This window comes from Parageobacillus thermantarcticus (assembly GCF_900111865.1).
In the GTDB taxonomy this organism is placed as follows: domain Bacteria; phylum Bacillota; class Bacilli; order Bacillales; family Anoxybacillaceae; genus Parageobacillus; species Parageobacillus thermantarcticus.
Map to the genome: position 1 here is coordinate 42733 of NZ_FOJS01000012.1, position 16705 is coordinate 59437.

The 16705-nt window shown below is 43.2% G+C and carries 22 protein-coding genes; 3 read left to right on the forward strand and 19 right to left on the reverse strand.

Translation table 11 applies throughout. From position 1 onward, the window contains the following. Positions 1–2: 2 nt before the first annotated feature. The 9 genes from ftsL to BM278_RS08285 all read right to left on the reverse strand — a co-directional run bounded on the left by ftsL (position 3) and on the right by BM278_RS08285 (position 7137). Positions 3–356, reverse strand: a complete 354-nt coding sequence (gene ftsL / locus BM278_RS08245; protein ID WP_090948884.1) for a cell division protein FtsL — start codon at positions 354–356, stop codon at positions 3–5. 63 nt (positions 357–419) lie between these two features. Beyond that, positions 420–1352, reverse strand: a complete 933-nt coding sequence (rsmH, locus tag BM278_RS08250; protein WP_090948886.1) for a 16S rRNA (cytosine(1402)-N(4))-methyltransferase RsmH — start codon at positions 1350–1352, stop codon at positions 420–422. Between the two features lie 324 nt (positions 1353–1676). Continuing rightward, positions 1677–3305: a bacillithiol biosynthesis cysteine-adding enzyme BshC gene (gene bshC, locus BM278_RS08255; protein ID WP_090948889.1), complete on the reverse strand. Its 1629-nt coding sequence runs from the start codon at positions 3303–3305 to the stop codon at positions 1677–1679. A gap of 101 nt (positions 3306–3406) precedes the next feature. Continuing rightward, positions 3407–3793, reverse strand: coding sequence for a DUF3397 domain-containing protein (locus BM278_RS08260; RefSeq protein ID WP_090948891.1), 387 nt, complete (start codon positions 3791–3793; stop codon positions 3407–3409). After that, a complete protein-coding gene (locus BM278_RS08265) occupies positions 3786–4685 on the reverse strand; it encodes a 2-dehydropantoate 2-reductase (protein WP_090948893.1) in 900 nt (299 codons plus the stop codon). The genes BM278_RS08260 and BM278_RS08265 overlap by 8 nt, the downstream gene beginning before the upstream one ends. 101 nt (positions 4686–4786) lie before the next feature. Then, positions 4787–5377 (reverse strand): RsfA family transcriptional regulator, encoded by a 591-nt coding sequence (locus BM278_RS08270; protein WP_090948894.1) that lies wholly within the window; start codon positions 5375–5377, stop codon positions 4787–4789. A 72-nt stretch (positions 5378–5449) separates the two neighbouring features. Further along, positions 5450–6211: an enoyl-CoA hydratase/isomerase family protein gene (locus tag BM278_RS08275; protein WP_090948896.1), complete on the reverse strand. Its 762-nt coding sequence runs from the start codon at positions 6209–6211 to the stop codon at positions 5450–5452. Positions 6212–6352: 141 nt separating this feature from the next. Next, positions 6353–6526 carry a 50S ribosomal protein L32 gene (rpmF, locus tag BM278_RS08280; RefSeq protein ID WP_003251950.1) on the reverse strand — a complete coding sequence of 58 codons (174 nt, stop codon included), beginning with the start codon at positions 6524–6526 and terminating at the stop codon, positions 6353–6355. A gap of 65 nt (positions 6527–6591) precedes the next feature. Continuing rightward, positions 6592–7137, reverse strand: coding sequence for a YceD family protein (locus BM278_RS08285; protein ID WP_090948898.1), 546 nt, complete (start codon positions 7135–7137; stop codon positions 6592–6594). Positions 7138–7269: 132 nt separating this feature from the next. Between BM278_RS08285 and BM278_RS08290 the strand changes: the two genes are divergently transcribed. Continuing rightward, positions 7270–8475, forward strand: coding sequence for a nucleotidyltransferase (locus BM278_RS08290; protein ID WP_090948900.1), 1206 nt, complete (start codon positions 7270–7272; stop codon positions 8473–8475). Between the two features lie 23 nt (positions 8476–8498). On the opposite strand, the gene BM278_RS08295 is transcribed toward BM278_RS08290, so the two are convergent. Beyond that, on the reverse strand, positions 8499–9512 hold the full coding sequence (locus BM278_RS08295) for a SepM family pheromone-processing serine protease (RefSeq protein ID WP_090948902.1): 1014 nt from the start codon (positions 9510–9512) through the stop codon (positions 8499–8501). Further along, complete coding sequence (locus tag BM278_RS08300; protein WP_090948904.1) at positions 9512–10297, reverse strand: patatin-like phospholipase family protein; 786 nt, start codon at positions 10295–10297, stop codon at positions 9512–9514. Before BM278_RS08300 ends, BM278_RS08295 begins: the two co-directional genes overlap by 1 nt. Positions 10298–10437: 140 nt before the next feature. On the opposite strand from BM278_RS08300, the gene ylbJ reads away from it, so the two are divergent. Then, the gene (ylbJ, locus tag BM278_RS08305) at positions 10438–11652 is read left to right on the forward strand and encodes a sporulation integral membrane protein YlbJ (protein WP_090948906.1); all 1215 of its coding nucleotides are present in this window, start codon (positions 10438–10440) and stop codon (positions 11650–11652) included. A gap of 26 nt (positions 11653–11678) precedes the next feature. Here the strand turns inward: ylbJ and coaD are convergent, their stop codons facing one another. Both coaD and rsmD read right to left on the reverse strand, forming a co-directional pair. Continuing rightward, the gene (gene coaD / locus BM278_RS08310) at positions 11679–12209 is read right to left on the reverse strand and encodes a pantetheine-phosphate adenylyltransferase (RefSeq protein ID WP_090948908.1); all 531 of its coding nucleotides are present in this window, start codon (positions 12207–12209) and stop codon (positions 11679–11681) included. A 3-nt stretch (positions 12210–12212) separates the two neighbouring features. Further along, positions 12213–12782 carry a 16S rRNA (guanine(966)-N(2))-methyltransferase RsmD gene (rsmD, locus tag BM278_RS08315; RefSeq protein WP_244151123.1) on the reverse strand — a complete coding sequence of 190 codons (570 nt, stop codon included), beginning with the start codon at positions 12780–12782 and terminating at the stop codon, positions 12213–12215. Positions 12783–13176: 394 nt separating this feature from the next. On the opposite strand from rsmD, the gene BM278_RS08320 reads away from it, so the two are divergent. Next, positions 13177–13566 carry a DUF7147 family protein gene (locus BM278_RS08320; RefSeq protein ID WP_090948911.1) on the forward strand — a complete coding sequence of 130 codons (390 nt, stop codon included), beginning with the start codon at positions 13177–13179 and terminating at the stop codon, positions 13564–13566. 43 nt (positions 13567–13609) lie between these two features. Here BM278_RS08320 and BM278_RS08325 read toward each other — a convergent pair whose 3' ends face one another. The 6 genes from BM278_RS08325 to BM278_RS08350 form a co-directional block, all read right to left on the reverse strand. After that, on the reverse strand, positions 13610–13894 hold the full coding sequence (locus BM278_RS08325) for a YlbG family protein (RefSeq protein WP_090948913.1): 285 nt from the start codon (positions 13892–13894) through the stop codon (positions 13610–13612). Positions 13895–13923: 29 nt separating this feature from the next. Next, positions 13924–14370 carry a YlbF/YmcA family competence regulator gene (locus BM278_RS08330; RefSeq protein ID WP_090948914.1) on the reverse strand — a complete coding sequence of 149 codons (447 nt, stop codon included), beginning with the start codon at positions 14368–14370 and terminating at the stop codon, positions 13924–13926. 103 nt (positions 14371–14473) lie between these two features. Further along, complete coding sequence (locus BM278_RS08335; protein ID WP_090948916.1) at positions 14474–14860, reverse strand: hypothetical protein; 387 nt, start codon at positions 14858–14860, stop codon at positions 14474–14476. Positions 14861–14899: 39 nt separating this feature from the next. Beyond that, positions 14900–15133 (reverse strand): YlbE-like family protein, encoded by a 234-nt coding sequence (locus BM278_RS08340; protein ID WP_090948917.1) that lies wholly within the window; start codon positions 15131–15133, stop codon positions 14900–14902. An 11-nt stretch (positions 15134–15144) separates the two neighbouring features. Next, positions 15145–15534 (reverse strand): YlbD family protein, encoded by a 390-nt coding sequence (gene ylbD, locus BM278_RS08345; RefSeq protein WP_090948919.1) that lies wholly within the window; start codon positions 15532–15534, stop codon positions 15145–15147. A 78-nt stretch (positions 15535–15612) separates the two neighbouring features. Further along, positions 15613–16620, reverse strand: a complete 1008-nt coding sequence (locus BM278_RS08350) for a CAP domain-containing protein (protein WP_090948920.1) — start codon at positions 16618–16620, stop codon at positions 15613–15615. Positions 16621–16705: the final 85 nt, after the last annotated feature.

The window sequence follows — 16705 nt, forward strand, 5'->3', positions numbered from 1 at the left end:
AATCATTCCTGTACGACTTTTACATTATTTTCATTCAGCGAAAGGCCAAGTTCTTTCGCTTTTTGCAAAATTCGCTCATATGCGCTTAATTGCTGAACTTCCATGTATAAATCGTTATTATGCTTTTGCTGCTCTTGGACCGTTTCTTGCAGCTGTTGAATCTCTTTGTTGATTTGATAAATCTTCACTTGATTTGCCACAATATGAACTGCTGCGTATATAGCAAACGCGCAAAACGATAAAAATAAAAGCTTTTCACCTAATTTCAAGCGAATTTTTAACTTTCGCTTTTTTCGAATGCGTGGACGTGACGATGGACGTTGTCGTTCATGAATCTTCACTGCCGTATTGTTCATCAGCTTTTCTCCCTCCTGCTTAGCGATACACTTTTCGTTTTCAACATCATATTTCCCGTGGCATCAAAGTTTTTCAGCGATGCGCAATTTCGCGGAGCGCGCGCGATGATTATGGGCGATCTCTTCCTCAGAAGGAACGATTGGCTTTTTTGTAATAATTTTTAAGGTCGGGCGATATGGATCAGGAATAAGCGGGAGTCCAGGAGGAAGCTGTGGGCTTTGGCTCGCCTCTTTGAAAGCCGCTTTGCAAATGCGATCTTCCAATGAATGGAACGTAATCACGCTAATCCTTCCACCTGATTTCAACGCATCAATCGCCTGCTTAATCGCCTCTTGAAACGCTTGCAGTTCATCGTTTACGGCAATACGTATCGCCTGAAAAATTCGTTTGGCCGGATGTCCCCCGCTCCTTCTCGCCGGCGCCGGAATCGCCTCTTTAATGATGTTGACTAACTCGCCGGTCGTTTCAATTTGCTTTTCTTTGCGAACTTCTTCGATTTTCCGCGCCACTTGCTTTGAAAATTTTTCTTCACCGTAATGAAAAAAGATATGTACGAGTTTTTCATACGGCCAATGATTGACAATATCGTAAGCCGTTAACGACTGCTCTCGATTCATTCGCATGTCCAGCGGGGCATCATGATGGTAACTGAACCCTCGTTCCGGTATATCTAACTGCGGGGAAGACACCCCTAAGTCAAACAAAATCCCATCTACTTTATGAACTCCTCGCGCCGCCAGTTCTTCCGCGAGAAAACGAAAATTTCTGCGAATAAATGTCACTTGCTTTTCATAACGAGCCAATCTTTTTTTCGCGTACTCGATCGCCATATCATCTTGATCGAACGCGAACAGCCTTCCTTTCTCCGACAATTGTGAGAGCAAATACTCGCTATGCCCTCCGCCGCCAAGAGTACAATCGACATAAGTTCCGTCTGGATTTATATGAAGTCCGTCTACCGCTTCCTTTAATAATACTGTTGTATGTTGAAACACGTGTTCACCACCTTCGCCGCTCATTGTTGCATATTTTTGACTATATTTACAAAAGCAATTTTGTCGCGAATCATTGGGCGAGTTTTCATGTGCAGAGCGGCCGCTTATTTATTATACCGCAAAACATAACAAAATTTTAGCTTTTTTTGTAAAAACTCGTCTTCCTCTGTTCATTTTTGTCGCATTTTAGCAATTTGCAACAATAACATAAAACGTTTTTACTTTTATTTCCATACATTTTCTTTATGTTTACTATTCCTTCCAATAAAAAAAAATCCTGCATAAAACAGGATTTTTCTTTTCGACTTTTTCTTGTAAAAATGATTATATATATACAATTTTATGCATGCCGTTCCATTTGTAATCAAGGCGTAAAAGTTTCTCTAAAAAATCGAATCCATATTTATTGATGTAATAGAAAATATTCCAAATCCGCTCCTGAGGCGTTTGATTCGGCAACAGCGACATTTCCACGCGGGCAAACTTCCGCAATTCCGTTTCATATTTTCGCATTAATGCCCGATGCAACGTTTGCTGAAGAAAATCGATTTGCGCTTGCAGGAGATTAGCATTTTTCGTCAGCAAGCCCGCTAGTCCGCGATCGATTTCCATGCCAATTTCTCGAAGTGGACGATGAATTTGTTCAATTTCCGCTTTCGCATTCGCGAATATTTCATCGAGCGGATAACGGGTTTGCCGTGCTAGCCACTTTTCCTTCACTTCTGCGATCCGCCCTGTGAAAACGTCCATTACATCCACGCCGATGTCATCCAAATCGGTTTGAATGGAACGCTCTACGATCGTTACGTTCACGCGCGGGATGACTGGCGGCATTTTGAAGCCAAATATCGAAAACGCTTCTCTCAGTTCAGCCCAATATGCGATTTCTCCGGGACCGGCGACAAACGCCAACGTCGGTAGCAAAAACTCTTGCATAAGCGGGCGGGTCACGACATTATTGCTCAATTTGCTAGGGCTTGTTTTAGCAAGCTGTATTAACTCATCTTTAGAGAAAACAACTTCTCCTTTTTTGCTACAAAACACTCCTTTTTGCGGGTCATGCTCAAGCAGCCATCGTTCCCGTCCGTCGTAGTAAAATAAATTGGCACAATGCGGCTGCACATCTAACGCATTTTTATATCCAAGCTGCCGAAGCTGTCGTTGCTTTTGCAAAACAGCATCCGTCACTTCGCGATGATGCTCGATCAATGACACAAAAAAGCTGCTTTCGATCGCGCGCAATGAAGCGTCGGCGGCATTGAGAACGACCAATCCTTCGGAAGCAAACAGGCGCAAAACGATCGAAGCAAAAAAGTCGACGAACGTTTTCGATTCGTCTAAACATCGGGACAGAAAATCAAGCAACTTATTTGTCGTTTCCGTTTCCCCGTACGTTTTTACGATATCATCGATCCACTTGGAACAAACTTCGCCATCTAAAGGCAAATCCGAGACCATTCGTTTTTCTTGCGGAACATCAGGATAAACACGCTTTTTTACTTTTCCACTCTCTGCGACATATATGTGGTTTACTTCGGCAATGTCATGGTCTTCGCCAGCAATCCAAAAAAGCGGGACGACCGGCACTCCTAAATTTCTTTCTTGCTCTTTGGCAAGCTTGATGATGGAAATGATTTTATAAATGGTATAAAGCGGGCCTGTCAATAACCCTGCTTGCTGCCCGCCAACGACCACTGCGCTGTCAGGACGAAGCAATTTCTCAATATTGTTAAATGTTTCAGGGCTTGCGTGAAATCGCTGATGGTACGAACGCAAATATTCAACAAGTTCGCGGCGCGGATACGTTCTTTCTTTGATGTCGTCAAGCCGCCTCCAAAACACATCTTCCTGCTGAAGCGAATACGAAAAACCTTTTTCAAGCGGAAAAGCGCCGTTTATGTAATCGGTTGCTAACGGTGTTGTAGCAGCCAAAGAAATTTCCCGAACTTCCATTTTTAGAGACTTCCTTTCTTATGTATGTGTATGTTCTTCCATGAGTATAGCATTTCTTTTTAGCAAATGAAAAAACAGTTGCTCACCGTTACAAAGCATTTTTATAAATTGCTAGATACTCTCACAATCATTCCATAGACAAGCAAGCTAAAATAAAGCGAGGAAAACAATAAGAAGTTTGCCCGCCAAAACAAGCGAAAAACAGCGGAAAAATGAAAATCTTCGTTTTTCCGCCAATACCCGATCGCAATCAACATATGCATAATAAGCAAAAAGAAGACAATGTGCCATAAATACGATTTTCCAGAAAGAACGACAAGCAAAAAATGAACGGCAATAATAAAAAAAAGCGTCGAAACGTTTACTGCCGCATAAAACGACTTTCGCTTTCTTTTCGATAACTTACGGGCAAAAAAATAAACGAGAAAAAACGATAATAACGGCATTGTAACGAACGCCGCAACTAAATGGGCAATCACATCATCCATGTTTCGCACCTCCTTCTTCCATCCCTTTTATTGCAGCAAATAAAAATCGTGAAATTGGTAGCGCCACTCCAAGTTCTTTTCCTTTTTCCAAAACATAGCCTAAAATGGCGTCAATCTCCGTTTTTCGGCGTTGGGAAATGTCCATAAACATCGATGAATAATTGTCTGCTGTTTTTTCACAAACATTCACAATATGGTTCCATGCCGCTTGTTCATCTTCTATAGGCAACACTTGCTTCAGCTCGGAAAACAACAATGTCATCATTTCGTAATATGGTTTTACTTTAAGCAACTCTCCATTTTTGACACGCAAAAGCGCCGTCAACGGATTAATGACCGCATTGACGGTTAGTTTTTTCACTAACACGCTCTCCCAGTCACTAGCGATTTCAAACGGAAAATCGTGGATGTTCTCTTTTGCTAGCATTGCCGCTTGTCCGAACGTGCCATGAAAGCTAGCAAGCACTATTTTTCCGATTCCCGTATGTTCCACTGTATGATCATCATGTTTAAGAGCGCCATGTTCGACCGTTCCGACGATTACATTTTGCTTCGTGAACGAAGATAACCACTTCACATGCCCCATCCCGTTTTGCAAAAAAACGACCGTTTCTACATGATCAAACTGGTTTTGCCGATGGATAATCGCCGCGATATCGTATTGTTTCACCGTTACAAAAACAAGGTCATCGTGGATATGCGCATTCGTAAACGGCATTGCTTGAAGTGAAATGCGCTTTGTTTCTCCCCGTTTCACAAATCGCAATCCTTCTCTCATTAATCGCTGCGCTTGTATAGAGCGTCTTGTGTAAACGGTGACTTTATGTTCATCGCTTAAATAAGCAGCGAGCAACAGCCCAATTGCCCCGCCGCCAATAATTCCAATTTTCACAATTACTTCCTCACTTTCCGATAATCCATACTATATCCCTATTTTAGCAAATAGCTAATTCATCCGTTAAGAAAAAAGGCTGACCTTTATTAGTCAGCCTTTCAAGTGTTTTCCGCTTTTTCTATGACAGCATTTTCCGTTTGCGAAGCTTTTTGTTCTTGCCCTTCTTCCAGCGCCGCCATTTTTCTCGCTCGTTCCATAATCACAAGCAACGTTTTATATTCTTCTTGAACAGCAGATAGTTCTTTTTGCAGCGCTTCTTTCTCTGCTTGCAGTTTTGTAATCATTTGTTGCAACTGCTCCATGTCTTTCTTTAAAGCGCGGTTTTCATCGGCGATTTTTTGTGAATCATATGCCGTTTGTCCATATGCCCGCAAAAATGCAATGACGTCAGACCATGTCAATTTTTTTTCTGTTGCTTCTTCTTTCTTTTTCTGTCCTTTTTCTTCGCTAACAACCGCCTTTTTTCTTTCCTTTCGCTGTTTTTTCGCCAGTTCAATTTCCTCTTTATACTGTTTTCGAACATACGAATTCCAGCGAAATCCACACGCAGCTGCCGTGCGCGATAAACGTCGTCCTACTTCTTCAAACGCTTGAAGCTGCGTGCCTCCCTCGCGAATATAGCGCAATACGACTTCCGCTAATAGCAAATCTTCCTCCTGCGTCCACGCATCTTGGCGCACACTTGTCATCTTCTTCCCCCTCCATAGCCGCTTTTTCACACTATATGTATGCGGCTAATAGAGAAGATAGAAGAGGAAAAATTATGATTTCTTAAAAAAAGATTCGATAGCTCTCTTATGTTCTTCCGACCCCCATAACTTCGCGCAACGCGCAATTTCTGCAAAAAACCTCGTCCGAAACTCGTCGCTCTTCCACTTTTCCGTAGCTATGGCTTTATAAGCACGCAAAACAGAAACAGATTGCGATAAGTAAGGGGAGAGTAGACCGCGGCATTCTTCCCGCAAATTGTCGCCTTGCAACACGGCGTGAACCCATCCATACTCGTACATTTTTTCTACGCTCATTCTTTCCGCGCGCAAAAGGATATCAAGCGCTTGCGTGTACGGAAGCTTTTCCAAAAGGATTGTCGCGCCGCCCCATCCAGTCGTTATGCCAAGTTTTCCTTGAATAAAGCCGATTTTGCACCCGCGTTTCGCATAGCGGAAATCACATGCCGATGCCAATTCGCAGCCGCCGCCAACCGCAGTACCGTTAATGAGCGCGACAGTCGGCTTGGACAACGTAAGCAATGAATATAAAATCTTGCCCATCTTCTCTAACATCTGTTTTGCATCTTCCGTATGTAAATGTTGAAATTTGCTTAAATCTCCGCCTGAACAAAACGCCTCATCACCTGTTCCCGTAATGACAAGCATTTTCACATTGTCATTTTTTTCTACCATCGCGATCGTTTCTTTCAACTTGTCCATTACTTCAAAATTGATCGCGTTTCGTTTCTCCGGACGATGAATCGTAAACCAAACAATTCCATCACGGTCATGTTCTACGATCGCTACTTCCATCTTCTTTTCCCCTTTCCCTTATAAAGAATTGGTCAATGAGGCGGCGTTTTCCTGCTTATTTTTACGTCGAAATGCAAAAAACAACAAGCACAAGGTGATTCCCCTTGTGCTTGTTGTTCATGTTAATAAAGAGCAATGCAATTATTTGTTCACAACTTCTCTTCCTTTGTAAGTTCCGCAAGATTTGCAGACGCGGTGGGCCAATTTCATTTCACCGCAATTTGGGCATTCTACCATGCCAGGCACTTGCAATTTGAAATGAGTGCGGCGCAATCTTTTTCTTGTTTTCGATGTTCTTCGAAAAGGTACTGCCATGTTTTCCACCTCCTTATCAGCACTCGAAGTATCATAAAAAGCCCGGATCATTCCGGTTACTTCGCTCACTCGTTTTTGTCTTTGTCAAAAAACTTCGCTAATGCGGCAAGACGAGGATCAACTTTTTGCTTTGCTCGCTCTTCTATAATAGCGTTCCATTGTTCTTCCTTGATGACTTCCCAGCCTTCTCCAGACTGCGGCGCCCCGTCCTGCACCGTTCCTTCTTCCGCAAATATTTGCAGCGGAACTTCCAAAAGAATAAGCTCTTTCACAATTGGCAACAAATCGACTTTATCGTCTTTCACTAAATGCGTATCTTCCTCTGTCGATACAGCATCATAATCATTCATAAAAAACGTTTCCGTCGTCTCGATGGAAAACGGATACGAAACGTCAACCAACGTCCGCGAACAAGGCAGTACCATCGTTCCCGACACTTGCAAATGGAACGTAAATTTTGTCGAACCGATATCTGCCTTTCCTTGTACATGAACAAGCGAAATATCGCGGATCAGTTTGTCGATCTCTTTTAAATCAGAAACATCGACATATTCGTCAATCGCCATTTCTTTATGACGAAATTGATGAAGTTGATGGATGGTCCATTTCATACAAATCACCCCAAGGCAACAAAGAAAATTATACGTTTCGTTTCCCTATTTGTCAATATTTTTTCTTTACAGTATAATTGTTGTCAGTTTATAGACAATTTATCACTGAAAAAATCTAGGGAGAATAAAACGATGAAAGCGGTTGGAATCATTGTTGAATATAATCCATTTCATAACGGGCATCTATATCATTTACAAGAAACAAAAAAGCAAACCGGAGCAGATTGCATCATCGCCGTCATGAGCGGAAATTTTCTGCAGCGCGGAGAACCGGCGCTTGTATCAAAATGGGCGCGAACAAAAATGGCGCTGTCAGCCGGCGTAGATATTGTCATTGAACTTCCGTACGCATTTGCGGTTCAATCTGCTGAACGATTTGCCAACGGTGCCGTTGCATTGCTTCACTCTTTATATTGCGAAGAAATTTGTTTTGGCAGCGAAAGCGGAAACATAAAAGCGTTCATCGATGCGGCAAAAACGCTTTTGGAGCGAAAACACCAGCATGACAGTTATGTGCAAAAAGCGTTGAAAAAAGGGGTAAGCTACCCGCGGGCGAACGCGGAAGCTTGGAAGCGGTTGGACGCCATCTCCCTTGATTTATCGAAGCCAAACAACGTGCTCGGCCTTGCGTATGTCACGGCAATTTTGCAAAAACAAATTCCGATCAATCCGCGCACGATTCGCCGCATCGCCTCCGGCTATCATGACGAAACGTTCTCCCATCCTTCGATCGCTAGCGCAACAAGCTTGCGCAAAGCGATGCAAGGATCGATTGCACAGTTAGAAACAATCGCTCCGTACATCCCGGCTGCCACGAAACAAGCGCTCATGCAATATTACGATACATACGGCATGTTTCATGAATGGGAAGCGTATTTTCCTTTTTTAAAGTATCGCATTATGACGGCGGAAGAGGAGGAGCTGCGCCAAATTGCCGGCATCGACGAAGGCATCGAACATCGCTTAAAGCAGGAAATCGCCGCCGCCCCAACGTTTTCCGCCTTTATGAACGCACTCAAAACAAAACGATACACATGGACGCGTCTGCAACGAATGTGTGTCCATATTTTAACAAATTTTACGAAAGAGCAACAAAAAAAAGCGGAAACGCCGACGTATATCCGCTTGCTTGGAATGAGCAGCAACGGAAGGTGTTATTTGCAACACGTGAAAAAACGGTTGTCGCTGCCGCTTGTCACAAAAATGTCTAGATTAAAATATGACCCGATTTACCAGCAAGAAAAAAAGGCGGCGTTTGCTTATGCCGCCATATTTCCTGAACCTGTCCGCACCAATGCATTGAAAGAGGAGTACGCCACTCCTCCCATTCAACAATAACAGCGGAGACAAGGCGAATGCTGCTATTTCATTCTTTCTAAATAGCGGACGGCGTCATCGAACGTATCGACCGGGACAATTTTCATTTTCGTCCCGATTTCTTTTGCCGTTTTGACCGCTTCGCGATAGTTCGAATCCGCCGCGCCATTTTCGTTTGGCGCAAAGAAAATTTCCGCCCCCTCTTTGTCAGCGGCGACGATTTTTTGCGAAATGCCGCCGATTGGGCCGACTTCTCCATTTATATTAATCGTACCCGTTCCGGCAATTTTATGGCCTTTTGTAATATCCTCGTCAACAAGCTGATTATAAATTTCGAGCGAAAACATCAACCCTGCCGATGGGCCGCCGATTTGTTCCGAATTAATGCGGACCGGCGGATTTGTAACAACGTCATAATCAGTAGCGAGCGAAATCCCTATGCCTATCTGCTTTGGATCGTGCGGAAATGGCATTAATGTAAAAGTTGCCTCTTTTTCATTTTTTCCACGCACAAACGTAACGTGAACGTCATCGCCCTTTTTCTTTGTGCGAATGTATTGCACCATTTGCTCCGATGTATCCATCTTCTTTCCGTCTATTTCGATGATGCGATCACCTACTTTTAATCGTCCATACGCCGGCATATGCGGAAGCACGCTCATCACGTATACGCCTTTTGCTTTATAGGAAACAGGCTTGCCCGCTTTTTTATACGCAACGACAATCGCCGCCTCTTTGGACTGCTCCATAAGCTGAAACTGGCGCATCGTATATTCCTCATCTGTTTCTCCTTCTTGTTTGATCTCATCCAATGGATACAGCTCATAAAAAGAGCGGATATGCGCAAACAGATAAGAAATGACATTCGCTCTCCCCATTTTCACTGTCGTTAGCATAAGTTCTCCTTTATCCTCATCTCCGTTTTCGACATGGACAAGCGGCTTTAAATCTTGCGCAGTTCCCGGCATTGTAACGTAATAAGGAAGTTTAATAAAAATCAGCAACAGCGCGACGATGACGCCCATGAAAAACGTTATCACATACACTCGTTTCTTCATTAGCGTAAATGCTCCTTCCAGTTTTCAATTACCTGGCGAATTTTTGGCACATATTTGCGCGCTTCTTGTTCGCCGATGGCGATAATTTCTTGTGCGTGTGTAAACGCGCGCGAGCTATACTGCTCGACGTGCGGGCGAATCATCACGTCCGAAGCGAGCTCGCGATGACGGACAATCTCATCTTGCAAAATATCAAGACTTTGTAAAATCACATCAAATATCGATGCAATTTCTCCGCCCACTTTCACATGAGAAACATCGACGGCAATGACGATATCGGCGCCCATCGCTCGCGCAACCGAAACAGGAACGCGATCAACAACTCCTCCATCTACGAGAAGGCGTCCATCCACTCTTTCAGGAACAAAAATGCCGGGAATCGAAATGCTTGCCCGCACAGCACGGGCAACGTCACCGCGGCGAAACACCACCTTTTGCCCCGTCTGCAAATCCGTCGCGACAATTGCCACAGGGATGGATAGTTCCTCGATTTTTTTTCCTTTTGTAAGAAGGCGAATAAATTCAGTGATTCGTTTGCCAGCGATTAACCCCATTTTCGGAATCGTAAAATCGACGTAATCATTTCGGCGAAACGACTTTGCCAACCCATATAAACGGTCGATCCCGAGGTCGCTGGCATACAAAGCGGCGACGAGCGCCCCGATGCTACTTCCCGCGATGCAAGCAATCGGGATTTTCTCCTCTTCCAATACCTTGATGACCCCAAGATGGGCAAATCCCCTCGCTCCTCCGGAACCTAGCGCTAAACCAATTTTCGGAAGCACCGTTTCTCTCCCCTCCAATAACGATCATCTTGGTCTAAAACTTCCCCCTATACTCGTATACTAAACTATATGAGGTTGTACATCGCAATACGGCGTTAAAAGGGGGAGAGGATGTGACGCTACCGGGAGGCAGAACACATATGAAAACAAAAGCAAAAACCGTCTTTCTCGCTTCCACGATCACTTTGTTTGCGCTGTCATTAATTCGCTATCCACAACAATCATTGGAAGCGTCGATCCGCGGTTTAAATATGTGGTGGGAAGTCGTTTTTCCATCGCTATTACCCTTTTTTATCGTCTCCGAATTACTGATCAGCTTCGGCGTCGTCAGTTTGCTCGGAGTTTTATTGGAACCGCTCATGCGCCCGCTTTTTCGCGTCCCTGGCGTTGGCGGTTTCGTCTGGGCGATGGGAATGGCTTCCGGATATCCATCAGGCGCAAAACTAACGGCACGGCTTTATCAAGAAAAACAAATTTCCACGATCGAAGCAGAACGGCTTGCTTCGTTTACTAATTCATCGAATCCATTATTTATTTTTGGCGCGGTATCGGTTGGTTTTTTTAATAACCCAAATATTGGAATTATTTTAGCACTTTCCCATTATATAGGGAACATTTGCGTAGGAATGATGATGCGATTTCATGGAAAATCGCAAGAAAAAGCAAAACAAAAACAACGAAACCATCCGTTTTCTCTTCCCTATGCATTTCGGGTGCTTCACGAAACACGCCTCAAAAACGAACAGCCGCTTGGAAAAATGTTGGGAGACGCTGTACGTTCTTCTGTACAAACATTGTTGATGATCGGTGGGTTTATTATTCTTTTTTCCGTCGTGAATAAACTTCTTTATATGATGCATATTACGCAACATATCGCTATTATTGTCCAATACGTTCTTCACTTTTTCCAACTTTCAAAAGAGTTGAGCGTTCCGATCATTTCCGGGTTATTCGAAATTACGCTTGGCAGCCAAATGATCAGCCAAGCCGATGGGGTCGAACTGTTGGAAAAAGCAATGGCAACAAGTTTTATTCTTGCTTTTGGCGGATTTTCCGTGCAAGCGCAAGTAGCGAGCATCCTCGCTGAAGCAAACATCCGCTTTAAACCATTCTTTATCGCCAGAATGATGCACGGATGTTTTGCCGCATGTTTTACATACGTATTGTGGAAACCGCTCTACGTTCATCCGGTCGCTGTAAATGTGCACATTATTCCTACATTTTTCATAGAGCACTCGCCAAACTGGATGACTCATTATTGGCAAATGCTGCACCAATTCGGGCCAATGATTACGATCGTCTTTTTATGTTTGTATATATGGCTTACCACCATACAATGGCAAAAAAGACAATAATGAGGCTGACTTAAAAGAAACTTCTTTTAAGTCAGCTTTTCGTTACTTTGATTGGCAGCATTTTCCCTGGAAGCGAGGGAAGCAAATTTTTTTCTTAGCGCTTCCTCGACAACCGGTGGCACTAAATCGGAAATATTGCCATTATACTTCGCCACTTCTTTGACAATGCTGGAACTTAAAAACGCGTATTGACTGTTTGTCATCATAAAAAACGTCTCAATATTTTCGTCAAGAACGCGGTTCATCGACGTGATTTGCATTTCATATTCAAAGTCGGATACCGCCCGCAAACCGCGCAAAATCGCGTTCGCATTTTTGCTGCGCGCATAATCGACAAGCAAGCCGTGAAATGATTCGACGATCACATTTGGAAACGGTCGTGTCACTTCCCGCAACAGCTCTATCCGCTCCTCGACAGAAAACAGCGGTTTTTTTGCCGAATTGTTAAGGACCGCCACATACACTCGGTCAAACACTTTTGCCCCTCGCCTAATAATATCTAAATGTCCATATGTAACCGGATCAAAGCTTCCCGGACAAACTGCAATGCTCGCCATTTCCTATTCCCCTTTCTCTACATCCGTGTACCGGTAGATCGAAATCGCGGTAATTCCATATACTTCATGTTTCCACTTTACAAGACGGCCGATGCGTTCGGCAAGATCCATTTCAGAAGAATGCTCTGCAACGACGGCACCGTCTTCTTCAAGAAGTCCATGTTCATCAATAAATGAAAGAAGCGACTGCAATTTTTGTTCTTTATACGGGGGATCCAAAAAAATGAGCTGAAAACGAAGCCCCCGTTTTACAATTACCTTCAATGCTCTTTCCGCGTCATTCCGATATATTTCTGCCTGCTCTAACAACCGACACGTTTCCACATTTTTCTTGATCGTTTGCACCGCTTTTACGTCATGGTCCACAAAAATGACTCGATCAAGCCCGCGGCTTAATGCTTCAATTCCGAGACCACCGCTGCCGCCAAACAAATCAAGGCCCATCCCACCAGAAAAATACGGGCCAATCATATTAAATATCGCTTCTTTTACTTTATCTGTCGTCGGTCTTGTCGACATACCTGGAACCGCTTGCAGACGTCTGCCTTTGCACTTTCCTGAAATCACTCTCATTGCATTCACCACGTTTGCCACAGTTTCGCAACATTTATCGTATCATAAACTTTATTATAGTAAAACAGCCGAAAAATTCATAGTAACATGTATATAAATTAGCAAACTGGACATAATGAGTAACGGCAACATCCATGCAGGTGTTGTTGCCAACCACGGAGAAGACTTACGTTTCCCCATAAGTTCTTCCTCCGGTTTCTCCTCTCCCTTTTATTTTCCTTTAGTTTACTTGTTTCCTTCCGATGCGTGAAGGGCAAGTAAACGTAAGGAAACCTGCGGACGTATGCCGCAGGTTTTTTTTATTTTTCCAATGAATAAAACAATTTCTGATTTGAAATTTCGTTAAACAATGATTAAAGTTATGTATGGATTAACAATAATAAGGGGGATACAGATGATTCAGCGTTTTATCGAGTTAGGGGAAGGTTATTCGGATATATACGAACTAATTGAACTTGCGAGAGCAAACCGGCATCGTCTTTCGGGACTTTTTGCTTTTCATACAGTGAAAAACGGTCAGCCGGTGACATCATGTGTTGTCGTTTTACATCCAACCGATCCTGGAGACTTTCAGCCACTGTATATTTGCCGCGAAGGAATTCCGAATCCGCACGTTAAGCCAAACAAGCGATACGAGTTATTCGTCCAGCTCGCAAAAGAACTAGGGACAGAGATTATTCATCTAGAAGTGAAGCCTTCGACATTTTTTGCAGATTTAGACTTATATTACCAACACTTAATCGGCATTATGCGGATGAACCGATTTATCCCTCCGCTCCAATAACCGGAATAAAAAACGGCTGACTTTCCTAAGAAAATCAGCCTTTTTATTCCGCTGAATATCCTAGCGGATAAGGAGAGTCTTTTTCTTTTTCTCCTTTTTTTGATTCAAATTCTAATTTTAAAAACGGCCGATAAGACGGTTCGACCCGTTTAACAAATGGCAAGGAAGCAAGCTTTTTCATCACTTCATCCACTTGCTCCATATCGCAATACAAAACCGCGTATTTTAACCGCTTCGAAACGTAATGAATATTGCCGAATTTGCGCAGATGTCTGCTATGCTTTAGCGAATGCAGCCAGACGATGATTCCTTGGCGTTTTGGAAACATATTACCATTCTCCTTTTGTCATACTATTACTATGCGCGGCAGCCGCAACTTCCCCCTGTTCCGCATCCGCCTGAACAGCCGCCCGACAAAAAATACGGATTTCCTGTCGGCACTTTTACGCTGTCGGATACCGCTTTTCCAATTAACACGCTGATTTCGTCTAGCAATTGTTGCACGGCGTTTTCCGCTTTTTTAAAAGCGGCAATCGTCTCGTGGAAATCAAGTTCCCGTTTTGCTTCACGCACTTCTTTCATCACCGTATGATAATCGGGATGATATTTTCCGAAGCGCTGCACTTCCTCATAACGCTCCTTTGCCTTTGTAAAACGAGCGATAATATCTTGAGCGGCACGATCTTCCCTAAGCCGTCGAGAACAGCGGCGATATTCTTCCGCCACTTCCGATTGGGCAATCATTTTTGCTAATGATTCTGCTTTATCTAAAATCTCGAGTCGTTCGAGAGTTGCGATAATCACGTTATTGGCACCTCCAATGTTATGATACCATGAGATAAAACGGAAAGGAAAGCAATGAAGATGACGCAATAAAAAAAGGCTGACTTGCTTGTCAGACCTTTTCTTATGGGATCATCACCGTAAATTCATGTGACAACCCAGTTATTTTTCCGTCATTATACACAAGTTCAAGACGTACCACGTGTTTTCCAGTTGGCAATCCTCGCAACATAAATGCCGCAGTATATACTTCATCCACTTTTTTTCCGTTTACATATACGTTAACATGTCCCCCGTCCTTTCCATTTTGAAACGGAAAACTAGGGGCAATGCATTCCATCAATACATTGTTCCCTTTCACGTCATGTTTAACATAAAAATATTTGTTTTCTTGATGTGGCGTGGCAGACGCAACGCTGGCGGCAGTTGCTTTCGGCGCCGGTTTATCGCATGCTCCGAAAACAGCGAAAAGAAACAAAACCAAAATAATAAACTGCTTTTGCAAAGACATCACTCCCTTTAGGAAGTAGTCTTTGCTTTTTTGCAAAAATTAATCACGCACCGCTTGAAATAGATGAAGCATCAATGAAGCCATTTGCAGGGAATTAGCGATTCTCTCCACTTTGTGCGGAATCGTCTGCCCGTAATAATGAAGCGCTGCAATCTCAAAAGAAGGCAGCTGATGCGGATAGCGGGAAAGAAGGCGATACCAGCGCGGCTCTTCGCGAATAAAAGATTGTAGCATTTTTTTCGTTCGAATATATTGGCTCACTTCTTTTCTCATCAGTATTCCCTCTAGTCTTTGCGAAATGAAAACGGTCGGTCATCTTGTCCTGTCCGCATAGGCGGCTGCTTTTGGCTCCCTTGAAATTGAACAATCATACTTTGGATAGCTGCAATCGCTTGCTGAACGTTTGCAAGATGTTTTTGCACTTCATTGGCATCCATATTTTGCAACATATTCGCGATTTTTTCGATCCACCGATTGCTTTTTTCCGTCTGCTTCATTGATTCTCGATTTTGTTTATAATTTTTCCAAATTTCATCATCCTCACCAAATAAATACCAATCTTCGTAAAACTCCTTCCACGTTTTTTTGCCACTGCGTACTTCTTGGATAATTTTTGGATGCTTCTGGACAAACTGTTTAAATTTCTCTACCGAAGGATGCAGAGGTTTTGCCATGAATATCCCCCCTCATCGTTTCGCGCCTATCTACCATATACTATCGCCTCTATCTGATTTGCGTGCGCCCATTTTTCGCTACCATAGCTTTAAAAAATCTTGCGTATAATAATCACCGGAAACGCCGACACCAAGATAGGTAAATTGTTCATTTAATAATGTTTCGCGATGGCTTTTGCTGTTCAGCCATCCTTCTACCGCTTCAATGCCATCAATATGATGTGCGGCAATATTTTCTCCCGCAACTTGAAATTGAATATTTGCCGCTAATAGCCGATCTTTTAAATCACCGTGCTTTGGGGATTCATGTGAAAAAAAATCGTGCTCTTTCATATCTTTACTATGCATATAAGCAACTTTCGCCGCTTCCTCATGCCAACGAACCGGCTTAACATTGTAATGTTGACGAATGATGTTTGTAATATCAAAAATTTGTTTTGCGTTCGCTGCCTCTACTTCCCGCTGTCGTCTGTCAGACAAAGGCTTTGGATTTAGCAAACGGCCGCGATAAACAAGTTCATATGGCCGCATTTTTACGAATGTTTCCCCGGTCATAAGACGAATGCTCGAAATCTTCCCAGTAAAACGGTCGACATATAACTGCGCATAGACGTTGCCGATTTTGACAATCGGCCGGGTGGCATAATCTTGTTCGGACAGCTCAAAACGATATGTTCCCGTGCGCAACTTTATTTCAACGTTTTCTAAAACAGGCATCGTCTTAAACACGTCTTGAAGCGGCTGACCAATGTAAAATGGTTTTATATTAACATCTTTTCCACATATAAATGCCGTAACAACACGACCGTCCATGACCCCAATTTGAAAATATGCGCTTGGCCCTCGATGGTAAATCCACCATTCGTAATCATAAGCGGAAGCATCAATTCGAGTTGGTGAACCAAACTCTTTTTTCACATCCCTTTCCGTTTTGCCAATTAATGAAAGAATGCCATTCTCGACTTTCGGTTCCTTTACCATATAATCTTTCGGTTCCATTTCTTGAGGGGGGCTTAGCGGTGGTGTACTCGGCGCAAAATAATAAAACCCAATTAATAGTAACAACATAAGAAGAAACCATTTCACACGGCAACTCTCGCTTTCCGAAAAAGATTATCCTATTGCCATTATATCCGTTTTTCTACAGCAAAAAAACGGAAAAACGAATTCC